This is a genomic window from Streptomyces doebereineriae (genome assembly GCF_031845645.1).
Taxonomy (GTDB): Bacteria; Actinomycetota; Actinomycetes; order Streptomycetales; family Streptomycetaceae; genus Streptomyces; species Streptomyces canus.
This window is the reverse complement of the sequence record NZ_JAVREZ010000017.1, coordinates 127440-146785: the sequence shown is the minus strand read 5'-3', so window position 1 is coordinate 146785 and position 19346 is coordinate 127440. Positions and strand designations below refer to the sequence as shown.

At 70.8% G+C, this 19346-nt stretch carries 18 protein-coding genes and 1 pseudogene; 7 read left to right on the top strand and 12 right to left on the bottom strand.

What is annotated here, in order from left to right; all coding sequences use genetic code 11:
- Nucleotides 1–3 precede the first annotated feature (3 nt).
- Nucleotides 4–1317, top strand: a complete 1314-nt coding sequence (locus RNB18_RS37760; protein ID WP_311718609.1) for a serine-threonine protein kinase — start codon at nt 4–6, stop codon at nt 1315–1317.
- 19 nt (nt 1318–1336) lie between these two features.
- Here RNB18_RS37760 and RNB18_RS37755 read toward each other — a convergent pair whose 3' ends face one another.
- Entirely contained in the window at nt 1337–4123 is a 2787-nt protein-coding gene (locus RNB18_RS37755; RefSeq protein WP_311718607.1) for a penicillin acylase family protein, read from the bottom strand.
- Nucleotides 4124–4358: 235 nt separating this feature from the next.
- Here RNB18_RS37755 and RNB18_RS37750 point away from each other — a divergent pair, with 235 nt between their 5' ends.
- Nucleotides 4359–4961 (top strand): hypothetical protein, encoded by a 603-nt coding sequence (locus tag RNB18_RS37750; protein ID WP_057614408.1) that lies wholly within the window; start codon nt 4359–4361, stop codon nt 4959–4961.
- A gap of 91 nt (nt 4962–5052) precedes the next feature.
- Entirely contained in the window at nt 5053–5775 is a 723-nt protein-coding gene (locus tag RNB18_RS37745; RefSeq protein WP_311718605.1) for a 3-keto-5-aminohexanoate cleavage protein, read from the top strand.
- A gap of 35 nt (nt 5776–5810) precedes the next feature.
- Here the strand turns inward: RNB18_RS37745 and soxR are convergent, their stop codons facing one another.
- Nucleotides 5811–6332, bottom strand: a complete 522-nt coding sequence (gene soxR, locus RNB18_RS37740) for a redox-sensitive transcriptional activator SoxR (protein ID WP_311718604.1) — start codon at nt 6330–6332, stop codon at nt 5811–5813.
- A gap of 106 nt (nt 6333–6438) precedes the next feature.
- On the opposite strand from soxR, the gene RNB18_RS37735 reads away from it, so the two are divergent.
- Nucleotides 6439–6900: a MaoC family dehydratase gene (locus RNB18_RS37735; RefSeq protein ID WP_057614411.1), complete on the top strand. Its 462-nt coding sequence runs from the start codon at nt 6439–6441 to the stop codon at nt 6898–6900.
- A 4-nt stretch (nt 6901–6904) separates the two neighbouring features.
- Here RNB18_RS37735 and RNB18_RS37730 read toward each other — a convergent pair whose 3' ends face one another.
- The 3 genes from RNB18_RS37730 to RNB18_RS37720 all read right to left on the bottom strand — a co-directional run bounded on the left by RNB18_RS37730 (nt 6905) and on the right by RNB18_RS37720 (nt 9471).
- Complete coding sequence (locus RNB18_RS37730; RefSeq protein ID WP_057614412.1) at nt 6905–7531, bottom strand: TetR/AcrR family transcriptional regulator; 627 nt, start codon at nt 7529–7531, stop codon at nt 6905–6907.
- Nucleotides 7532–7969: 438 nt separating this feature from the next.
- A complete protein-coding gene (locus tag RNB18_RS37725) occupies nt 7970–8257 on the bottom strand; it encodes a YiaA/YiaB family inner membrane protein (RefSeq protein ID WP_266526480.1) in 288 nt (95 codons plus the stop codon).
- A 59-nt stretch (nt 8258–8316) separates the two neighbouring features.
- Complete coding sequence (locus tag RNB18_RS37720; RefSeq protein WP_311718603.1) at nt 8317–9471, bottom strand: acyl-CoA dehydrogenase family protein; 1155 nt, start codon at nt 9469–9471, stop codon at nt 8317–8319.
- 76 nt (nt 9472–9547) lie between these two features.
- Between RNB18_RS37720 and RNB18_RS37715 the strand changes: the two genes are divergently transcribed.
- From RNB18_RS37715 to RNB18_RS37705, 3 genes are all read left to right on the top strand, one after another.
- On the top strand, nt 9548–10189 hold the full coding sequence (locus RNB18_RS37715; protein ID WP_266566870.1) for a TetR/AcrR family transcriptional regulator: 642 nt from the start codon (nt 9548–9550) through the stop codon (nt 10187–10189).
- Nucleotides 10190–10224: 35 nt separating this feature from the next.
- Nucleotides 10225–10944 carry an ArsR/SmtB family transcription factor gene (locus RNB18_RS37710; protein ID WP_394817734.1) on the top strand — a complete coding sequence of 240 codons (720 nt, stop codon included), beginning with the start codon at nt 10225–10227 and terminating at the stop codon, nt 10942–10944.
- 70 nt (nt 10945–11014) lie between these two features.
- On the top strand, nt 11015–11959 hold the full coding sequence (locus RNB18_RS37705) for a DMT family transporter (RefSeq protein WP_394817735.1): 945 nt from the start codon (nt 11015–11017) through the stop codon (nt 11957–11959).
- On the opposite strand, the gene RNB18_RS37700 is transcribed toward RNB18_RS37705, so the two are convergent.
- From RNB18_RS37700 to RNB18_RS37670, 7 genes and pseudogenes are all read right to left on the bottom strand, one after another.
- Nucleotides 11945–13273 carry an MFS transporter gene (locus RNB18_RS37700; RefSeq protein WP_311718600.1) on the bottom strand — a complete coding sequence of 443 codons (1329 nt, stop codon included), beginning with the start codon at nt 13271–13273 and terminating at the stop codon, nt 11945–11947. The genes RNB18_RS37705 and RNB18_RS37700 overlap by 15 nt on opposite strands.
- 127 nt (nt 13274–13400) lie before the next feature.
- On the bottom strand, nt 13401–14480 hold the full coding sequence (locus tag RNB18_RS37695) for a Zn-dependent alcohol dehydrogenase (protein ID WP_311718599.1): 1080 nt from the start codon (nt 14478–14480) through the stop codon (nt 13401–13403).
- Nucleotides 14481–14491: 11 nt separating this feature from the next.
- A complete protein-coding gene (locus RNB18_RS37690; protein WP_311718598.1) occupies nt 14492–15880 on the bottom strand; it encodes an aldehyde dehydrogenase family protein in 1389 nt (462 codons plus the stop codon).
- A gap of 101 nt (nt 15881–15981) precedes the next feature.
- Nucleotides 15982–16233: pseudogene (locus RNB18_RS37685) on the bottom strand (DUF3574 domain-containing protein); the annotation flags it as partial.
- Nucleotides 16234–16291: 58 nt separating this feature from the next.
- Nucleotides 16292–17629 carry an ABC transporter ATP-binding protein gene (locus tag RNB18_RS37680; RefSeq protein ID WP_311718596.1) on the bottom strand — a complete coding sequence of 446 codons (1338 nt, stop codon included), beginning with the start codon at nt 17627–17629 and terminating at the stop codon, nt 16292–16294.
- Nucleotides 17630–17801: 172 nt separating this feature from the next.
- Entirely contained in the window at nt 17802–18638 is an 837-nt protein-coding gene (locus RNB18_RS37675; RefSeq protein WP_311718594.1) for a class F sortase, read from the bottom strand.
- On the bottom strand, nt 18625–19284 hold the full coding sequence (locus tag RNB18_RS37670) for a hypothetical protein (RefSeq protein WP_311718593.1): 660 nt from the start codon (nt 19282–19284) through the stop codon (nt 18625–18627). Before RNB18_RS37670 ends, RNB18_RS37675 begins: the two co-directional genes overlap by 14 nt.
- Nucleotides 19285–19346: the final 62 nt, after the last annotated feature.

The following is a 19346-nucleotide window of genomic DNA, read 5'->3' as shown; positions in this document are numbered from 1 at the left end:
GTGATGGCGGATCCGGCGATGAGTGTGACGCCGTACTGGGAGCTGACGTTCGACGCGGACGGAGACCCGGACACCGGTCGGCGGCACCGGCTGCTCGCGGAGGTGGTGGACCGGGGCGTCAAGGACCTGGTCGTCTTCTCGCACGGCTGGAACAGCGACCGCTCGGGGGCGACCCGGCTCTACAGCAGCTTCTTCGCCCCGTTCCCGCAGCTCGCGCCGGCGGCGAGGCTCGGGTACGTGGGGGTCGTATGGCCGTCGATGCGGTTCTCCGACGAGCCGATCCCGGACTTCCCGCGGTCCGTGGCCGCCGAGATGCCGCCGCGTCCGGTGCTCGACAAGGACACCCGGCACGCACTGCTCGAGACCTTCCCGGGCCGGGCCACCGTGATCGACCAGTTGTCCCGGCTGCTCGATCAGCAACCTCCTGAAGAGGCCGAGCTGGAGGAGTTCGGGCGGCTGGTGCGGATGCTGGTGGACGTCGTGCCGCCGGGGCCGCAGGCGTTGTTCGCGGCGGACACGCTGGCGGAGGGGGTGCCGCAGGACGAGCCGGAGATGTTCGCCGGGTCCGCGGCGACGGTGTGCGAGGAGTTCGCGCGGGCCCTGGCCCATCTCGAATCCCCCGACGGGGTGGAGGGGTTCGCCCTTCCCAACCCGTGGGACGGGGCGCACGAACTGCTGCGGCAGGGGACGTACTACGCGATGAAGCGGCGCGCGGGCACGGTGGGCGAGCGCGGGCTCGGCCGGGTGATCGGGCAGCTCGCGAAGGCCGCGCCGGGGGTGCGGGTGCACCTCGTGGGGCACAGCTTCGGGGGGCGGCTGGTGTCGTTCGCACTGCGCGGGCTGCCGGAGGGGGTGCGGACGGTCAAGTCCGTCACGCTGCTCCAAGGGGCCTTCTCGCACTACGCGTTCGCGACCCGGCTGCCGCACGACACGCGCGCGGGAGGTGTGCTCCAGGGACAGCAGAACCGCGTCGACGGGCCGCTCGTGTGCTGTTTCTCCAGCCATGACTCGGCGCTCGGCACCCTGTATCCGCTGGCCTCGCGCATGGCGGGTGACGCACAGGGGGTGGCGGCCTTCGACCTCGGCCGGACCCTGGGCGCCAAGTGGGGGGCGATGGGCCACGACGGCGTGCAGGCGGTGCCTGACACGCCGTCCTTCAAGCTGGCCGACGCCTTCAGGAAGCTGCCCGCGAAGGGCTGCGTGAACGTCGACGCGGCGGCCGTCGTCAGACGCGGCGGACCGCCCTCGGGTGCGCACAGCGACATCTGCCACCGCGAGCTGGCCCAACTGGTGCTGGCGGCGGGCCGTATCCACTGACCCGCCGCCGGCCGTCGGCCTAACGGTGCGAAGTGAACTCCACCACCTGCTGGAAGGTCGGACGGTTCTGCCAGCTGATGTTGTAGTGCTTGATGCCCCCCAGGGTGCGCTGCACGATCGAGTCGGCGCACCACTGGTCGCCCGCCGAGCACAGGTCGTCGCCGGGGTAGACCTGGGCCGCGGTCTTGCCGGCCGCGGTCTTCAGGGTGCTGATCAGGATGTCCCGGCAGGCGCTGAGGCTGCCGCCGCCGCAGTACTTGTCCGCCAGCGGACCCCGCACGCTCTCACCGAGCACCGCGCGGACGTCCTTGTCGACGTAGCTCCACCAGCCGTACTGGAAGGAGCTGCCCGCGTGTGCGCCGGTGGGTCCGTGCGCGGCCGAGGGGGACTCGTCGACGGGCAGGTTGGCCTGGAAGGCGGTGTACAGGTCCGTGCCGAGGCCCGGTTCGAAGATGCCCTGTGCCAGCAGGGGCCACCACGCGTCCAGGATGCGGATCGCGTCGGCGTCGGCGTACTTCTTCGAACCCGCCGACGTCTCGGTGCGCTTGCCGCCGGCCGTCAGCCACGCCTGGAGCTTGCTCACCGCGGCCGCGGCCGTGGCGTCGGTGACCGTCGAGCTGTTGACCACCTTGAGCAGGTCCGGGAGGACGTCCTCCGCGCGCAGATCGGCGAGGGACGCGTCAGCCATGGCCTTCACCAGCGAGGCCCGGGTGACCCCGCCCGCGGCGACCAGTTTCTTCACGCGGTCTTCCAGCAGATTGCCGCGATGCACGGACCCGTCGCCCCAGGAGGCCGTCGCGTAGTCGAGCGCCTGCTTGTTGTTCCAGGAGACGTAGTAGTCCTGGTCGATCGAGTTGGGGTGTGCGGAAGCCGGCGTGTAGTCGGCGGTGTTCGTCGCCGGGTTCCAGTTCTTCCACTCGTACGCCGCCTGCGCCCACACCGGGAACTCGGCGTCGACGCCGGTCGCGCGCACCGGGTTGTTCCCGCTGTTGTAGTACGCGGTGTGCGTGGAGTCGGCGTAGAACCAGTTGAAGGTGTAGTTGATGTGCTGCACCGCGCTCTGGAAGGTCTGCGGGCTCTTGACGTAGTCCGGGTCGTTCAGCATCTGGAAGCCGATGATCGAGTCGGCCTCGTGCAGGTAGGAGGAGCGCAGGGTGGTGTAGGCGACCTTCTTGCCGCCGACGGTCGCCCGGTACTCGACAGGACCGTATTTCGTGCGCCAGACCCTCATGGTGTACGACCCCGCGGCGGTGCCGTCGGCCGTGGTCGGGGCCCAGGAGTTCTTCTGCTCGATCTTCTCCATGGCCGTGCAGGTGCCGTGGTAGAGGTAGTGGTAGTCGTCCTGGCACAGCTCGACGGCGTAGGTGTCGATGATGTCCTGGCCGGAGGTCGTGGCGGACCACGAGTAGTCCTGGCCGCGACCGAGCTCCACGTACATGCTCAGGCCCGCGAAGGAGGCGCCGCGGGCGCTGATGCCGGGGCCCTGGATCTCCTGGAGCATGAGGAGCTGGGGCGCGAAGTAGCCGGTCTGCGGTCCGAAGACGGCGACCGGGTGGCCGCCGGCCGTGTACTTGCCGCTGACGACAAGGGCGTTGGACATGCCGCGCTTGGCCGAGGTGAGGGCGTTCGCGGTCGCCGTGGCGGAGGCCGCGCTCGCGCTCTGGTCGGCGCCGGTGCCCGTGGCGTCGTGGACGAGGGGCTCGGTGGTCACCGAACCGGCGTCGGGCAGCGCCTCGCCCTGCGCGTTCGCGGGCTTGGCCGCGTACGGGAAGCTCTCGCCGTTGTGGACGGTGAGGACGGCCTCGGGGTCGTTGCGCTCGCGGAAGGACTCCCAGACCTCGGTGCCCTTCGTCACGCCGTACTGCTCCTGGGCGGCCATCAGGGAGATCGCGTTGTTGACCTCGCCGCCGCCCCCGGAGCCGAACAGGGCGCCGATGACGGAGGCCAGCGCGACCAGGTCGGTGATCTTGAAGTGGTCGATGGTGCCGACGTTGGTGACGGAGTCCTTGTGGCCGGTCAGGACGTACTCGCCGGGGAAGTAACGGCCGCTGTCGGAGGCGTCGATGTAGGAGTTGATGCCGGCGAGGTAGGCGTTGGCGTCGGCGAGGGCCTGTTGGCCGCGGGCTCCGTTGTTGGCGACGGCGTTGTCGATCTGCGCCTGGAGGTCGGCCTCGCTGTAGGGGGCGTTGCGCCAGAACTGCTGTTCCAGGCCCTGGTTGGAGGCGGCGCCGCCCGCGAAGGCGGTGAGCTGGCCGCGACCGACGTGCCGGAAGACGTCCATGAGCCACAGCCGGTCCTGGGCCGCCGCATAGCCGGCGCCGAACTCGGTGCCGTATCTGGTGGTACCGGTGATGTGCGGCACACCCGTCTTCTTGTCACGGACGATCTTCACGTCGGTGCGGCCCGCGGGACTCAGGGTGGAGGCGACTTGATCGGAGGGGACCCCGAACGACGCGTCGTTGAAGAACGTGTTGATCGTGGAGTTGGTGAGCGCCGAGTAGCCCTTGGCCAGGTTGGCGTAGGGGCCGAGCTGGTCCTCGGCGTGGTCGGGCTGGGTTCCGAAGGCCTGGTTGAGGAGGACCTGTGCGAGGGTCGCGTTGCCGTTCTCGCCGGGCGGCAGGATGTCGGAACACTGGCCGCCGCAGTAGTCGTTCGCCGCCGTGGCCTCGGCGGCCGAGGCCGTCTGGGCAAGCGGGGACAAAAGACCGGCAATCAGGACGCATATGGATGCGGTCTTCAGGAACCCGGTGAGTCTGCCGGGAGTTCTCAGTCTGTCGAGTGCGGTGCGTGAGGTGCGCCGTGGCATGGCAGCTCCAACCGACGGGGGGTGTGGCCGGACGTTACCGCCGGTATCCCCGAGATTGAAGATGAACATGCGTCAAGTTTTGACAGGGATTCTCGAGCTTATGGGGGGCATCGGAAATCGGATGGAGCCAAATCGCTTGTCGATACGTCTATTCGGCAACGTCGTGCGAAGTCCGCACGGCGACAACGCCGAAGTGACCGAAGTACAGGTGCAGGTGTGACGGAGGTGCAGGGCGATGGCCGGTTTCCGGAGTCTGGCGAGACAGGTGCGAGACCCGCGGTGCGATCTGGCGCTTCGGCGCTACTCGCTGCGCAAGTGCCTTGAGCGGTTCGCTCCTTATGGGCACAGGGCGACCTGGGACCACTTGTGCTCCCGGGCGGGATTCGGTCCCGAGGACCGCTCCCCCGACCCAGCGCGGCTCGTGGCCGCACTGGAGGAGTTGGAGGAGGCGCGTTCGGTCTGGCTGGCCTACGAGGTCGAGTTCGCCGAGCGGCGCAAGAAGGAGAAGCACGACGGGTTGCGCAGGCCGGGCAGTGTGGACGACTGGCACCGGCTGACCTGGGGCGGTTTCGGAGTCGCATGGTGCGACGATCCCCGGGTGCACCCCGATGACTCGCTGGCCGAGGTGCTGCGCAGGCTGATCTCCGCGCTGGAGCGCGAACCGGGCGCGGTGTGCCCGGTGTGCGACGGAGAGCGGCTCGTCTGGAAGTACGAACTCGACCACGAGCCCTCGACCGGACCGGTCTGCACGGACTGCGGGATCCTGGTGCCGCGGCCCGTGCTCACACCCGACGCCCTGGCGGACGCCAGGCGCGGACGGTTGCTGATGTCGGCCTAGAGCGTGTGAGCGCACCGGGGGTGCGCCGGGGATGCCGCACCCCCTGTTCTGACGGGGTTGAACCGTCGGTGCCGCCTGGCACCATCGAGGAATGGTGCAGGTGTGTCTCAACGGCCCGCGCGGGGCCGCCGACGGAACGGCGGTGCCGCTCACGCCCGAGTCCATGGCGCAGGCGGCGGCCGACGCCGTCGAGGCGGGCGCCACGGACATTCATGTCCACCCCAAGACACCGTGTGGGCGGGACAGTCTGTCGCCGCGGGTGGTCGCGGCGACACTCGAGGCGATCCGTGCGCGGGTGTCGGTCCCGGTCGGAGTGACCACCGGCGCCTGGGCGGAACCGGACCCCGCGGCCCGGCTCGCCCGTGTCCGGGGCTGGACCGTATTGCCCGACCACGCCTCGGTGAACTGGCACGAGCCGGGTGCCGAGGAGATCGCCGCCGCGCTGATCGACCTGGGGGTCGGCGTGGAGGCCGGTATCTGGTCGGGGACCGACGCAGCGGCGAGGTTCGCGGTGTCGCCGCTCGGACCGAAGGTGCTGCGGGTCCTCGCGGAGGTGACGGACACACAGGCCGCGGAGACCTCGGCGCGCACGCTCCTCGCCGAGCTCGGTCCGGCCCACGGCCGCCCCGTGCTGCTGCACGGCGAGGAGGCCGGCGCCTGGCCGGTGCTGCGGCTGGCAGGCCGCCTGGGCCTGGCGACGAGGGTCGGCCTGGAGGACACGCTGGCTTTGCCGGACGGTCAACGAGCCGTGTCCAACGCGCAGTTGGTGACCGAGGGGCTGGTCCAGTACCGGTGGGCCGAGCGCTTGTCGTAGGGCAGGCCGAGGGGGCCCACTGCCCGTACGACGGCTCAGCAGCGCTTGTCCGTCGTCTCCCGCCGTTCCGGCTCCCGGCGCCCGTTCTTCCGTCGGCCCCCGCTCTGCTCCACCAGCAGCCGTGACCCCGTCAGCCGGTCACCGAACACATCGTCCGGGTTGGAGAGCACACAGGTGTCGAGGGAGAGACAGCCGCAGCCGATACAGTCGGTGAGGTGGTCTCGGAGGCGGTTCAACTGCTTGATGCGTTCGTCGAGTTCGGAGCGCCAGGCCTCGGAGAGACGGGCCCAGTCCTCGCGGGTGGGAGTGCGTTCCTCGGGGAGTTCGGAGAGGGCGTCGCGGATCGTGGCCAGCGGGATGCCGACGCGTTGGGCGGCCCGGACGAACGCGACCCGGCGCAACGCGTCACGGGAGTAGCGGCGCTGGTTGCCCGTGGTGCGGCGGCTGCGGATCAGGCCCTTGGACTCGTAGAAGTGCAGGGCGGAGACGGCGGCACCGCTGCGGGCGGCGAGCTGGCCGACCGTGAGCTCATGGATCTTCTCGGGAATCTGGGGCACCCCTCGAACCCTACCCATGCCGTCACCCTCGCGGTCCGTTGACATGGGGTCCTCGGCCGACCATGCTAAGCAGTCGCTTAGCAAATATGTGGCGAGGAGGCCGGACATGGCAGAGCCGAGGATCTTCACGGGCGCGGACGACCTGAAGGGGGCGGTGGGCGAGCAGTTGGGGTACACCGACTGGCTGGAGGTCGACCAGAAGCGCATCGATCTGTTCGCAGAGGCCACCGGCGACCACCAGTGGATCCATGTCGACCCGGAGAAGGCCGCCGCGGGCCCCTTCGGCACCACCATCGCGCACGGCTATCTCACCCTCTCCCTGCTGCCGCTGTTCGGACCGCAGCTGATCAAGGTCGAGGGCGTGAAGATGGGCGTCAACTACGGGACGAACAAGGTGCGTTTCCCCGCACCGGTACCCGTGGGCTCCCGCCTGCGCGCCACCGCGCAGATCACCGGTGTCGACGACGTGGCGGGCGGTGTCCAGGTCACCGTCGCCTTCAGCGTGGAGCGCGAGGGCGGCGACAAGCCGGTGTGCGTCGCGGAGTCGGTGTCGCGGTACTACCTGTAAGCGGCTACTTGGTCGCGCCCACCATCCGCAGTACGAGGTCGGCGTCGAGCGCGCCGACCTCGTCGGGCGTCCAGGGGCCGTCGACATTGAACCAGCGGGCCACGTCGATGCAGAGCGACATGACGGCGAGGGTGGTGCCCCTCACGTCGAGCACGTCGAACTCGCCGGAGGCCACGCCGTCCTCGATGATCCCGCGGATCTCGGCGTCGCACTGCCGGCGCAGCGCGAGGATCTCGGCGCGGGCGTCGGGGCCGAGCGAGTCCAGTTCGTACTGGACGACCCGGGCGGTGGTGCGACCGCCGGCGTGCCAGCGGACGAAGGAACTCACGGCGTCCGTGAGCCGCTCGGTGGCGGTGCCTTCGCGGCGGGCCGCGACCTGGAGGATCTCCAGTGCCTTCGCGTGGCCGATCCTGCTGATGCGGTGGAGCAGCTCTTCCTTGGTCTTGTAGTGGATGTAGAGCGCGGCGGGGCTCATGCCGGCCCGGCCCGCGATGTCCCGGGTCGTGGTGGCGTGATAGCCGCGCTCGGCGAACGCCTCCACCGCGGCAATGAGCAGCCGCCGCGCCGCGTCGGGCGTGACCTCGCCCCACGCCGACGTCTCGCCGCCGGCCGTCTCCTCCGCCGTAGTCATCACACGCCCCTCTCCACTGTCAGAACCCCCACCATACCGCCGAACCTGAGCGAGCGCTTAGCTGCCCCGCTCGGGGGGGGGCGCTGCGCGAGCTTGAGCAGGGGGGTGCGGGGTGCGGACTGGAACAGCGGGGGCGCGGGACGGGGGCCGGAACAGCGGGACGCAGGCCGCGAGCCGGACCAGCGCGGCGCAAGCCGCAAGCCGCGAGCCGGAGCAGTGAAGTGCAGCCACAGCTCCACTGGACGCGGGCAGCGGGGAGAGACGCTCGACGTGCGGGCACAGTCGAGGCCGCTCAAGGCGTGTGCGGTCGGTGCGTTCGAAGCCGACCGTGCCGAGGCCTCGCAAAGCCCACGCCCTGCACCCCCGCTGCTGCGGCCCACGCCCTGCGTCCGGCTAAGCCCCGACCTCCAGGTCAAACCCCCTCCCGACCATCGCCCGTCACAGCTTCTCGAAGGGGTCGTGCTCGGCGAGCAGTTTCTCCAGGCGGGCCTGGTCGACTCGGCTGACGATCTGGCCGGCCTCCTGGCGGTCGCGGATCACCTTGGCCAGGGTGAAGGCCGAGGTGACGAGGTACAGGACGGCGATCGCGAGGAAGCCGCGCACCCAGGAGTCGGCGTTCAGGCGGAAGATGCCGACGGCCGTGGCGGCCATGGCCACGGCGAAGGATGCGACGGCCTGGCCGTAGAAGGCGGCCGTGTTCTGCTGCTTGACCGGTGTGTCACTCATGGCCAGAGTCTCGGCCCTCCGTGACCCCGGCCACATCCGCTCAGGTACTCAGACGGTACTCAGAACGCCGAGACCCCCGTCAACGCCCGTCCGATCACCAGCTTCTGGATCTGACTCGTGCCCTCGTACAGCGTCATCACGCGGGCGTCGCGCAGCAGTTTGCCCGCCGGGTACTCGTCGATGTAGCCGTAGCCGCCGAACACCTGCAACGCGTTGTTGGCGGCGCGCACCGCAGCCTCCGAGGCGAACAGCTTGGCCTTGGAGGACTCGACCGCGAAGGGCAGCCCCCGGTCTATCAGGTCGGCCACCCGCCAGGTCAGCAGCCGGGCCGCGTCCACGTCTACGGCGATGTCACTGATCAGCTCCTGGACGAGCTGGTGCCCGGCGATCGGCTTGCCGAACTGCTCGCGTTCACCGGCGTAGCGGACGGCCGCGTCCAGCGCGGCCTGGGCGATGCCCACACAGCCCGCCGCCACCGACATCCGTCCCTTGGCCAGCGCGGACATGGCGACGGAGAACCCCTTGCCCTCCTCACCGACCATCGCGGAGGCGGGCACGCGAACGCCCTCGAGCACCAGTTCGGCGGTGGCCTGTCCACGCAGGCCGAGCTTGCCGTGGAGGGTGCGGCGGGTCAGACCGGGCGTGTCGGTGGGCACGAGGAAGGCGGAGACGCCCTTGTGGCCCGGAGCGTCGGTCGACCGGGCGAACAGCAGCACCACGTCGGCCCACGTCCCGTTCGTGATGAACATCTTGGTGCCGTCGATGACGTAGTCGTCGCCGTCCCGCACCGCGCGCGTGGCGAGGTTTCCCGCGTCGGACCCGGTTCCGGGTTCGGTGAGGCCGAAGCAACCGAGGTACTCGCCGGAGGTGAGCCCCGGCAGCCACCGGCGCTTCTGCTCCTCGCTCCCCCAGGCGGCGAGCGTCTTGGCCACCAACCCCAGCGACACGGAGACGATGCCTCGCACCGACGAATCACCGCGCCCGAGCTCCTCGGTGACCAGGCAGTACGCGAGATGGTCGCCGCCCGAGCCGCCGTACTCCTCGTCGATCGTCAGCCCCAGGAACCCGACCTCGCCGAGCTTCTTGACGATGGCCCGGTCGACCTCCTCGGCGCGATCCCAGGCGATGACATGGGGGGCGATCTCACGGTCCACGAACTCCCGCGCCAGCCGCCGGACGGCAGCCTGCTCCTCACTCAACCCCAGGTCGACCACGAGATCACCTCACTTGAGAGCGACGCCTTTAAATTAGCACTGCTAGTTTCTGTTCCGCAGCCCTACTATGTGCGCCATGGCCAGACCGCGCAAGCCCCTCCTCAGCACCGACCGGATCGTCGAGACGGCCCGCGCGCTCGTGGACGCGGAAGGCCTCGCGGCACTGTCCACGCGTCGGCTGGCGGCGGAACTCGGCGTCAGCGGCCCGTCGCTCTACAACCACTTCCGCACCAAGGACGAGATCCTGGAGGCGGTCGCCGACTCGGTGAGCGCCCAGGTCGACCTGTCGATGTTCGAGGACGGCCGCGCGTGGCGGACCGCGTTGCACGACTGGGCCGTCTCCTACCGCACCGCCCTGCGCGACCACCCCAACATCGTCCCGGTCCTGGCCCGGGGCCCCGGCCGCCGCCCCGCGGGCCTCCGGCTCGCCGACGCGGTCTACGGCGCGATGGTCGACGCGGGCTGGCCCCCGGCGCAGGCCACGTCCATCGGCGCGCTGATGCGGTACTTCATCATGGGCTCGGCGCTCGGCTCCTTCGCGGGCGGATTCGTCGACGACAAGAGTGCCTACGACCCCGCGGACTATCCCCATCTCGGCCAGGCGCACCTTCTCGCCGAGCAGCAGGAGAAGATTGACGAGCGTGCGTTCGAGACCGGGCTCAGGGCTCTGCTGGACGGCCTTGCCCAGCAGTACGAGCAGGTCGGGCCCACCGCGTAGGCATATTTCGGTGGGCGCCGAAGTATCCGTCCGCGATGCTGGACCACATGACCAAGGACCCGCAGGCACCTCAGTTGGCGAGGCTCGCCGCACTGATCGCCGATGAGACCCGGGCGGCCTGCCTCCTGGCCCTCCTCGACGGCCGGGCCTGGACCGCGGGCGAGCTGGCCCGGCACGCGGGTGTGGCCGCGTCCACTCTCAGTGAACACCTGGGCAAGCTGGTCGCGGGCGGGCTGCTGACAGAGGAGCGGCAGGGGCGCCACCGGTATGTGCGGCTGGCCGACGCGAGGGTGGCCCACCTGGTGGAGGACCTGGCGGCACAGGTCTCCCCGGACGCGGTCCCACGCCCGCGAAACCTGCGGGAGTCGAGCGCGGGCTCGGCGATGGCCCGGGGCCGTACGTGCTACGACCACTTGGCAGGGCGACTGGGCATCGCGGTGACGGACGCGCTGACGTCCCGTCAACTGCTGCGTCAGGACTCGGGTTTCGCCCTCACGAACGCGGGCCTGGCGTGGTTCGAGGCCACGGGCATCCCTCTCGACCGCAAGGGCCGGCGCCCTCTGGCCCGCGCCTGCCTGGACTGGACGGAACGACGCCCGCACCTGGCAGGGGTCGCGGGCGCGGCCCTGTGCCGGCACGCCCTGGCCGAGGGCTGGTGCGTACGCATCGGCTCGGAGCGAGCGGTGAAGGTGACAGCGACAGGAGAACGGGCGCTGACCGACCTCCTGGGAATCGACGCAGAGGCGCTCCGCTGAGGCCACCAGGGGCAACCCGTCCGAAATCCGCGAGCTTTTGCACCCTCCCCTTCCTAACCTCAGGAGCATGATGAACCACCGCCGCACCGAACTCCTCGCAGCCGGCGCAGCCACCGTCACCGTCATCCTGTGGGCCTCCGCGTTCGTCTCCATACGCAGCGCGGGCGCCGCCTACTCCCCCGGCGCCCTGGCCCTCGGCCGACTCCTCTCCGGCGCACTCGCTCTGGGCGTGATCTGCCTGATACGCCGGGAAGGACTCCCCCCACGCTCCGCCTGGCGCGGCATCGCCGTCTCCGGCGTCCTGTGGTTCGGCTTCTACATGGTCGTCCTGAACTGGGGCGAGCAGCAGGTGGACGCGGGCACCGCGGCCCTGGTCGTGAACATCGGCCCCATCCTGATCGCCCTGCTCGGCGCCCGGCTGCTCGGGGACGCGATGCCGCCCCGGCTGCTGGCCGGAATGGCGGTCTCCTTCGCCGGCGCGGTCACCGTGGGCCTGTCGATGTCGGACGACGGCGGTTCCTCGGTACTCGGCGTGATCCTGTGCCTGCTCGCGGCGATCGCCTACGCCGGCGGAGTCGTCGCACAGAAGCCGGCCCTGGGCTCCGCGACCCCGCTGCAGGTGACGACGTTCGGCTGCTTCACCGGCGCCGTCCTCTGCCTCCCGTTTGCCGGCCAACTGGTGTCGGAGGCGGCCGACGCCCCGGCCTCGGCGACCCTCAACATGGTCTACCTGGGCGTCTTCCCGACCGCCCTGGCCTTCACCACCTGGGCCTACGCGCTTGCCCGTACGACCGCCAGCCGCATGGGCGCCACCACCTACGCGGTGCCCGCCCTGGTCGTCCTGATGTCCTGGCTGGCCCTGGGCGAGGTCCCGGGTCTGCTCACGCTCGCGGGCGGGGCACTGTGCCTCGCAGGCGTGGCGGTGTCCCGCTCCCGAGCGCGGCGGACGGCCGCGGCCCCGGTGACGGCACCGGAGCCGCAGCCGCAGCCCGAGAGCGCCTCAGACCCCGCGTGAACGCGCCCTGCTCGCAAGCACCTTGATGCAGAGCAGCGCGATCACCGAGAGCCCGATGATGTACCCGGACACCGCCATCGACGTGCCCGTGGTCTCCAGCAGGAGCACCATCAGGAAGGGCGCGAGCCCACCGCCGAGCACGGCGGCGATCTGGTAGCCGAGGGAGGCGCCGGTGTACCGCATCTCCGGCGTGAACAGCTCGGCGAACAGGGCGGCTTGAGGGCCGTACATGATGCTGAGGAAGCAACCGGCGACGAATGTGGACACCGCCAGCCACAGCAGCGACCCGGTGTCGATGAGCAGGAACATCGGTATCGCCCACAGGGCGATGCCGACCGCGCCGAGGCCGTAGATCCGGATCCGGCCGAGGCGGTCGGAGAGCGCGGCGGCGGCCGGGATCAGCACCAGCTGGGTGAGACTGATGCAGAGCGAGACGGTGAGAACGGCACTGCGTTGCATGCCGAGTTCGCGGGTGGTGTAGTCGAGGACCCCCGTGATCATGATGTAGAAGGTCGCGGTGTTCACGGCGAAGGAGCCGCCCGCGAGGAGCACCGTGCCGAGGTGGTGGCGCAGGATCGTACGCAGCGGGGAGTTCTTCCCGCTCTGCTCCTTCGCGGCCAACTCCCGTTCTGCCTGGCGGAATTCGGGGGTCTCCTCGACCTTGGCGTGGATGTACCAGGCGAGCGCGAGGACGAACAGGCCGATGAGGAACGGGACGCGCCAGCCCCAGGCCGCGAACCCGGCGTCCGTGGTGAACGCCCCGGCCAGCAGGAACACCGTGTTGGCGGTCACCACGCCGATGGGGACGCCGAGTTGGACGACGCTGCCGTAGAGCCCGCGCTTGCCCTCGGGGGCGTACTCGGTGGCCAGCAGCATCGCGCCGCCCCACTGCGCGCCGACCGCGACGCCCTGTACGACGCGGAGGAGGACGAGCAGGATCGGGGCGGCGACGCCGATCGTGTCGTAAGTCGGCAGCAGGCCGATGCCCGTGGTGGCGACGCCCATGAGGGTGAGCGCGAGGACCAGCATCGGCTTGCGGCCGCGCTTGTCGCCGAGTTGGCCGGCGACGATGCCGCCGATCGGCCGGGCGAGGAAGCCGACGGCGAAGGTGGCGAAGGCGGCGAGGACTCCGGCGGTGGAGCTGCCCGCCGGGAAGTACAGATCGCCGAGAACGAGGGCGGCGGCTATGCCGAAGACGAAGTAGTCGTACCACTCGACGGCGGAGGCCAGGGCGGCCGCGGTGGCGACGCGACGGCGGTGGGGAGTCGCCGGCGCTGCTGTGGAAGTGGGGTGAGCGGAAGGGGCCGTGTCCATGCGGTGCACACTCCGGTGGGTGCGTGGGGACGTTGGCGGCTGAACATACTGACCGGACGGTATGGGGTCAACGGTTGTGCGGGAAGGTTGCCCGGAGCACCCGAGGCGGGGTCCGGGCAACCGTCGATCAGAACACCACGAGCGCCCGGCCGCCCTTGCCCGCCAGCATGTTGTCGAACGCCGCCGGAATCCCGTCCAGCGCGATCCGTTCCGTCACCAGGGCACCGAGGTCCAGGCGGCCCGCCCGGACGTGCTCGGCCAGCACGGGGAGGTCCTCGGCCGGGTTCGAGTTGCCGTAGACGCAGCCGGCGAGGGTGCGGCCCCAGTGGAAGATCTCCAGAGCGTTGAAGGTGACCTGCTGGTCCTTTCCGCCGATGCCGACGACCGTCGTACGGCCGCCGCGGCGGGTGGAGTCCCAGGCCGTGCGGATGGTCGTCGCGCGGCCCACGCACTCCACGGCGACGTCGACGCCCTGCTTACCGGTGAGGCCCCTGATCTCGCGGGCGGTGGTGTCGGAGGCGATCACGTAGTCGGTGGCTCCGGCCGCGCGCGCCAACTCCTCCTTCTCCGGGGAGACATCGACCGCGACGATCCGGGAGGCGCCCGCGATCCGGGCCGCCTGGAGCGCGGCCAGGCCCACTCCCCCGACGCCGTACACCGCGACCGTCTCGCCCTCCCGGACCCGCGCCGAGTGGTGGACGGCGCCGTAGCCGGTGAGGACCGCACAGCCCAGCAGGGCCGCGTCGGTGAGCGGGATCCCCTCGGGAAGGGGCAGAAGGCAGGACTCGGAGACGACCGTCTCCTCGGCGAACGCGGCGACGTTCAGACCGGGGTGGAGGTCGGTGCCGTCGGCGGTGCGGGCGTAGACGTTCGCGGCGCCGTTGAGCGCGTTGGCGCACAGCCAGACCTCGCCGAGCGAGCAGGCGTGACAACTCCCACAGGATGGCGCCCAGTTGAGGACGACTCCGGCGCCGGGCGCCACGCCGGTGACCCCCTCCCCCACGGCGACGACCGTGCCCGCGCCCTCGTGGCCGAGGACGGCCGGGACGGGGACGCGCATGGTGCCGTTGGACAGGGACAGGTCGGAGTGACAGACCCCGGCGGCGGCGAGCCGGACGCGGACCTGGCCGGGGCCGGGGTCCGGCAGGTCGATGTCGGTGACCTCCAGGGGAGCGCCCACGGCGGGAAGAACGGCGGCACGAACCACGGGAAGGCTCCTCAGAACTGGAGGGACTTGGTCTGGAGGTACTCGGCGAGACCGTGCGAGCCGAGCTCGCGGCCCACCCCGGACTGCTTGTAACCGCCGAAGGGGGCAAGGGGGTTGAAGCGGCCGCCGTTGATGTCGACCTGGCCGGTGTCCATCCGCCGGGCGAAGGCCACCGCCTCCGACTCGTCGCCGGCCCAGACGGCGCCCGCGAGGCCGTAGACCGTGCCGTTGGCGATGCGCAGGGCGTCCTCCTCGTCCTCGTAGCGCAGGACGGACAGGACCGGGCCGAAGATCTCCTCCTGCGCGATCGTCATGTCTGGGGTGACATCGGCGAAGACGGTCGGGCTGACGAAGTAGCCCTGTTCGCGCGGGGATTCGGGGCCGCCGGCGACCACTCGGGCGCCCTCGGCCACGCCCTTCTCGATGTAACCACGCACCCGCGCCTGCTGCTTGGCGCTGACGACGGGACCGATGCGCTCGCCGTACTTCGCGGCGGCCGCGGCGGCGAGTTCGACGGCCTCGTCGTACTGCTCGGTGTGCACCAGCATCCGGGTCCAGGCACTGCAGGTCTGGCCGGAGTTGGACATCACGTTGGCGACGCCGACGTTGACCGCCTTGGCGAGGTCGGCGCTCGGCAGGATCACGTTGGCGGACTTGCCGCCGAGTTCCAGGGCGACCTTCTTCAGGGCGGCACCGGCGGTCGCGCCGATCTGCCGTCCGACCGCGGTGGAGCCGGTGAAGGAGACCAGGTCCACCTCCGGGTGCTCGGCGAGCGCCTGCCCCGCGACCGGGCCGAGGCCGGTGACCAGGTTGAAGACACCGGCCGGGACACCGGCCTCGTGGACCGCCTCGGCGAAGAGCTGGGCGACCAGTGGGGTGTCCTCGGCGGGCTTGAGCACGACCGTGCAGCCCGCGGCGAGGGCCGGGGCGACCTTGGCGACGATCTGGTGGAGCGGGTAGTTCCAGGGCGTGATCGCGCCGACCACGCCGATCGGCTCCTGGTGGACGGTGGAGTTGCCGACCTTTTCCTCGAAGGGGTGCGTGGCCGCGAGCTCCGCGTAGGAGGCGGCGACCGCGACGGGGACGGCGGCGTGGACGTTCTGCGAGAACTTCAGGGGCGAGCCGAGTTCGGTGGTGACGGTCTCGGCGATCTCGTCCTTGCGGGCGGCCAGGACGTCCCGGAGGGCGGCCAGGCGGGCGGCCCGCTCGGCGGGGGCGGTCGCGGCCCAGGCCGGGAGAGCGGCGCGGGCGGCCCGTACGGCGATGTCGACGTCCTCGGCGGTGCCGGCCGGGACCCGGCCGACGACCTGTTCGTCGGCCGGGTTCACGACCTCGATCAGGTCCGGGGCGGTGGCCGGGCGCCACTCGCCGTCGATGTACATGCCGTCGTGCGCCTTCATGGTGCGTCCTCCCGGGCTGGGCCGTGCGTGTGTCGTCCGGCTTCATAAACTAGCGACGATAGTTTTCTCGCGCCAGAGCGGGACCGGACCGTCCAGGGACATCAGAAGTCGGCACGGGCCCGGTCGTCCACCCGCCCCACGGATTCCTGCCCGAACGTGTTCTCGTACGCCCGCCGGATCTCCTCGATCCTCCGGTCGCTCGCGGACGCCTGCCCCGCCGGATACAGCAGGATCAGCTCGTACGACCGCTCCGTCTCGATCCTCCCGCTCACGTCCCGCCACTGCCCGTGCCCGGACTGCACGGTCAGTCCGCCCGGGAAGCCGGGCGTGACCTCCTTGTCGACGAAGGAGGCGGTGCGGCGGAGCGGCGGCGGGCTCAATGCCGAGCCGCACCCTCCCCCACCCGGACCGTCACTCGCCCAAGTCCGGCAGGTGGTCCGGGGACGGGCAGATGCGTTCTCCGTGCTGGTCGAAGACGAAGAGGTGGGAGATGTCGACGAGGAGGGGGACCTGCATGCCGCGGCGGAGGTCGAGGTCCGGGGTGGTGCGGACGACGAGGTCACCGGGGAGGCGGGGGTCGGACGGGGTGGGCTCGGGGCCGGAGTCCGGCGGGTCCTCCAGGACCACCACCGGGCCCGCCCGCAGGGAGCCCGCGCGATCTCGCAGACGCTCCAGGACCGTGCCGTCGCGGCGGCGGCGCCGGGTCGGCCGTAGAGCGGGTCGCGGGGCCTCCAGGTCGGGGACGAGGGCGGGGCGGGAGCCGGTGTTGAAGTGGACGAGGACCTCGTGGCCCTGGAACTCCACGTGCTCCACCAGGCCGGTGATCGGCATCTCGCCCGGACGCGCGGAGGTCCGCTTGGCGATGCGGATCGCCTCCGAGCGCAGGCCCACGATCACCTCACGGCCCTGCTGGACGCGGAGCAACTGGTGGTCCAGGGAGAGGGGTTCGGGCAGCCGCAGGTACTGCTTGCCGAGACTGATGGTCATCGCGCCGTCCAGCGGAGCCCGGACCAGGCCGCGCAGCAGGTTGATGCGCGGGGTGCCGATGAAGGCGGCGACGAAGACGTTGCGCGGCAGCGCGTACACCGAGCGGGGGGTGCCGACCTGCTGGAGAACTCCGCCGCGCAGCACGGCGACCCGGTCGCCGAGCGACATGGCCTCGGCCTGGTCGTGCGTGACGTAGACCGTGGTGACACCCAACTCCCGGGTGAGGCCGGCTATTTCGGCCCGCAGATGGTTGCGGAGCTTGGCGTCCAGGTTGGACAGCGGCTCGTCCATCAGGAAGGCGGAGGGGTGGCGGGAGATGGCCCGGCCCATCGCCACCCGCTGGCGTTCGCCGCCGGAGAGCTGGCCGGGGTAGCGGTCGAGGAGGTCCTCGATGCCCAGCATGCGGGCGGTGGCGTCCACACGTGCGCGTGGATCCTCGTTGGGGGCCTCGATGCGCAGCGGGAAGCCGATGTTCCCCCGGCTGGTCATGTTGGGGTAGAGGGCGAAGTTCTGGAACACCATCGCCATCCGCCGCTCGGCGGGCAGCAGGTCGTTGGCGTACTCACCGTCGAGCCGGAGATCGCCCTCGGTGATCTCCTCCAGACCGGCGATCATCCTGAGCACGGTGGATTTTCCGCAGCCGGAGGGGCCGAGCAGGACGAGGAACTCGCCGGGCCCGATGTCCAGCGAGAGCCGGTTCACCACCCGGATTCCTCGCGTGTAGGTCTTGCTCACGTCGTGCAAGGAGATGGCGCGTGTCATGACGGTGCCCCCGAGGGCTGAATCAGGCGCTGGTGCTCCGCGGTCGAGAGGCCCCGGGCGGGTCGTACGGGGCTGTGAGTCACGGAAGTTAACGGAATGCGCCCGGTCGGGGGAAGAGACTGGGCGGTATCAGACGCTCCAGTCCAGCCAGTGAGAAAACGGACGGCAGGATTCAGCGGGCCGTCGCGCTCTTCGTCGGCCGCGGCTCACGGGTCTGGGTGAGGTGGGCGAACACGACGACGTTGCTGGTGTAGCCCGTCCGCCACTTGAAGAGTCCACCGCAGGTGATCACGCGCAGCTCCGGGCGCCGGGCCGGTCCGTAGACCTCTCTGTCGGGGAAGCCCTCCTTGTCGAAGACCTTCACCCGGTCCACGGTGTAGACGGCGGTACGACCGTCCGCGCGTCCCGCCTCGATCACTTTGCCGGGTTTCACCTGGGCGAGCGCGGCGAAGACGGCGGGGCCGGTCCTGGTGTCGCGGTGGCCTACGGCGATCGCCGTGCCGGACTCGCCGGGCGTGGGGCCGCCCTGGTACCAGCCCACGAGTTTCGGTCTGTCCACCGGTGGTGTCGCCAACTCCCGTCCCTTGATGAGCCCGAGGCCCGTGATGGGGGCGTCGATGCCCAGGGACGGGATGCGGAAGGACGTCGGCCGGGACCGGGGCAGCGGGCGGAGCGGGGGCGTGCGGGTGGGCGTGGGACGGGCGGAGGGGGCCGGCCCACGGGTCACCTCGACGTCCGGCCAACCGGTCACCTCGGCGTCCGGCCCACGAGTCACCTCGGCGTCCGGCTCACCGGTCGCTTCGGCGTCCGGGCCGACTGCCACCTCGGCCTCCGGGCCGGCGGCCGCCACGGCGTCCTGGCCGTACGGTCCGCCCGGCACGGTCGACTTGTGGTCACCCGTGCACCGGACCCCCACCGTCACCAGGACGACCGTGAGCAGGGCCGTCCTGGTGAGGCGGTAGGCGCGGGTCCGGTACCAGGGCCTGCGTCTGCGCCTACGCGGCGCCATTGGGCCGACGGCGGTTCAGCCGGAAGTACGCGACACCGCCGACCGCCACCAGGCCGACGGCCCCCGCGGCGGTCACCGGCGCGAACGCGGCCGCGGTGTCGACGAGCCCGCCGCCGCCCGCGTGCACACCGCCCTTCGGGCCGTTGGGGTCGTTCTTGCTCCAGCCCGCGCCGTCGCTCTGCCGGTCCTCGATCTGGTCGCCCGCCCGGCGCTCCCCGCCCTGCCTTCCGTCGTGGCAGTTGACGCGGAAGACCTTGTCCTTGGGGATGCCCGCCACGATCCAGGTGATCTTGTACTGCCCGTCCGCCATTCCCAGCGGGTCGGTGTGACCGGCGCCCCCTGCGAGCTGGATGGCGCCGGTGACGGTGGCGGCGCTGCTCAGCGGAGGCTGTGGCGTGATGGTGTAGGCGATGGTGGTGAGGATGTCGAAGTTGACGGCATCCAGGTAGAACTTGCAGACCTTGGGATCATCCTTCGAGACGCCGAAAGGCACGCCCACGTGATGGATCCTGATGTCGCCGTTCTCACCTGCTGCCGACGCGGTCGGCGCCGCCACCCAGGACGCGCCGGCCGCGGCGAGGGCGGTGAGGACGACAGTGGCGCCCGCGCGAACGCGGAAGGTACGTGGGAGTGTGGGGGTGGGCATGCGCGCTCCTCCGATTCAGACGATTTACATACAAATCGCTCTTTCGGCAGAACTCTCCTTTA

Coding starts and splice junctions, on each gene's coding strand:
- RNB18_RS37755 (WP_311718607.1), bottom strand. CDS start 4,123: ATGCCACGGCGCACCTCACGCACCGCACTCGACAGACTGAGAACTCCC.
- RNB18_RS37735 (WP_057614411.1), top strand. CDS start 6,439: ATGGCAGAGCCGAGGATCTTCACGGGCGCGGACGACCTGAAGGGGGCG.
- RNB18_RS37690 (WP_311718598.1), bottom strand. CDS start 15,880: ATGAAGGCGCACGACGGCATGTACATCGACGGCGAGTGGCGCCCGGCC.
- RNB18_RS37730 (WP_057614412.1), bottom strand. CDS start 7,531: ATGACTACGGCGGAGGAGACGGCCGGCGGCGAGACGTCGGCGTGGGGC.
- RNB18_RS37750 (WP_057614408.1), top strand. CDS start 4,359: ATGGCCGGTTTCCGGAGTCTGGCGAGACAGGTGCGAGACCCGCGGTGC.
- RNB18_RS37670 (WP_311718593.1), bottom strand. CDS start 19,284: ATGCCCACCCCCACACTCCCACGTACCTTCCGCGTTCGCGCGGGCGCC.
- RNB18_RS37705 (WP_394817735.1), top strand. CDS start 11,015: ATGAACCACCGCCGCACCGAACTCCTCGCAGCCGGCGCAGCCACCGTC.
- RNB18_RS37760 (WP_311718609.1), top strand. CDS start 4: ATGGCGGATCCGGCGATGAGTGTGACGCCGTACTGGGAGCTGACGTTC.
- RNB18_RS37725 (WP_266526480.1), bottom strand. CDS start 8,257: ATGAGTGACACACCGGTCAAGCAGCAGAACACGGCCGCCTTCTACGGC.
- RNB18_RS37700 (WP_311718600.1), bottom strand. CDS start 13,273: ATGGACACGGCCCCTTCCGCTCACCCCACTTCCACAGCAGCGCCGGCG.
- RNB18_RS37680 (WP_311718596.1), bottom strand. CDS start 17,629: ATGACACGCGCCATCTCCTTGCACGACGTGAGCAAGACCTACACGCGA.
- RNB18_RS37745 (WP_311718605.1), top strand. CDS start 5,053: ATGGTGCAGGTGTGTCTCAACGGCCCGCGCGGGGCCGCCGACGGAACG.
- RNB18_RS37675 (WP_311718594.1), bottom strand. CDS start 18,638: ATGGCGCCGCGTAGGCGCAGACGCAGGCCCTGGTACCGGACCCGCGCC.
- RNB18_RS37715 (WP_266566870.1), top strand. CDS start 9,548: ATGGCCAGACCGCGCAAGCCCCTCCTCAGCACCGACCGGATCGTCGAG.
- RNB18_RS37710 (WP_394817734.1), top strand. CDS start 10,225: ATGCTGGACCACATGACCAAGGACCCGCAGGCACCTCAGTTGGCGAGG.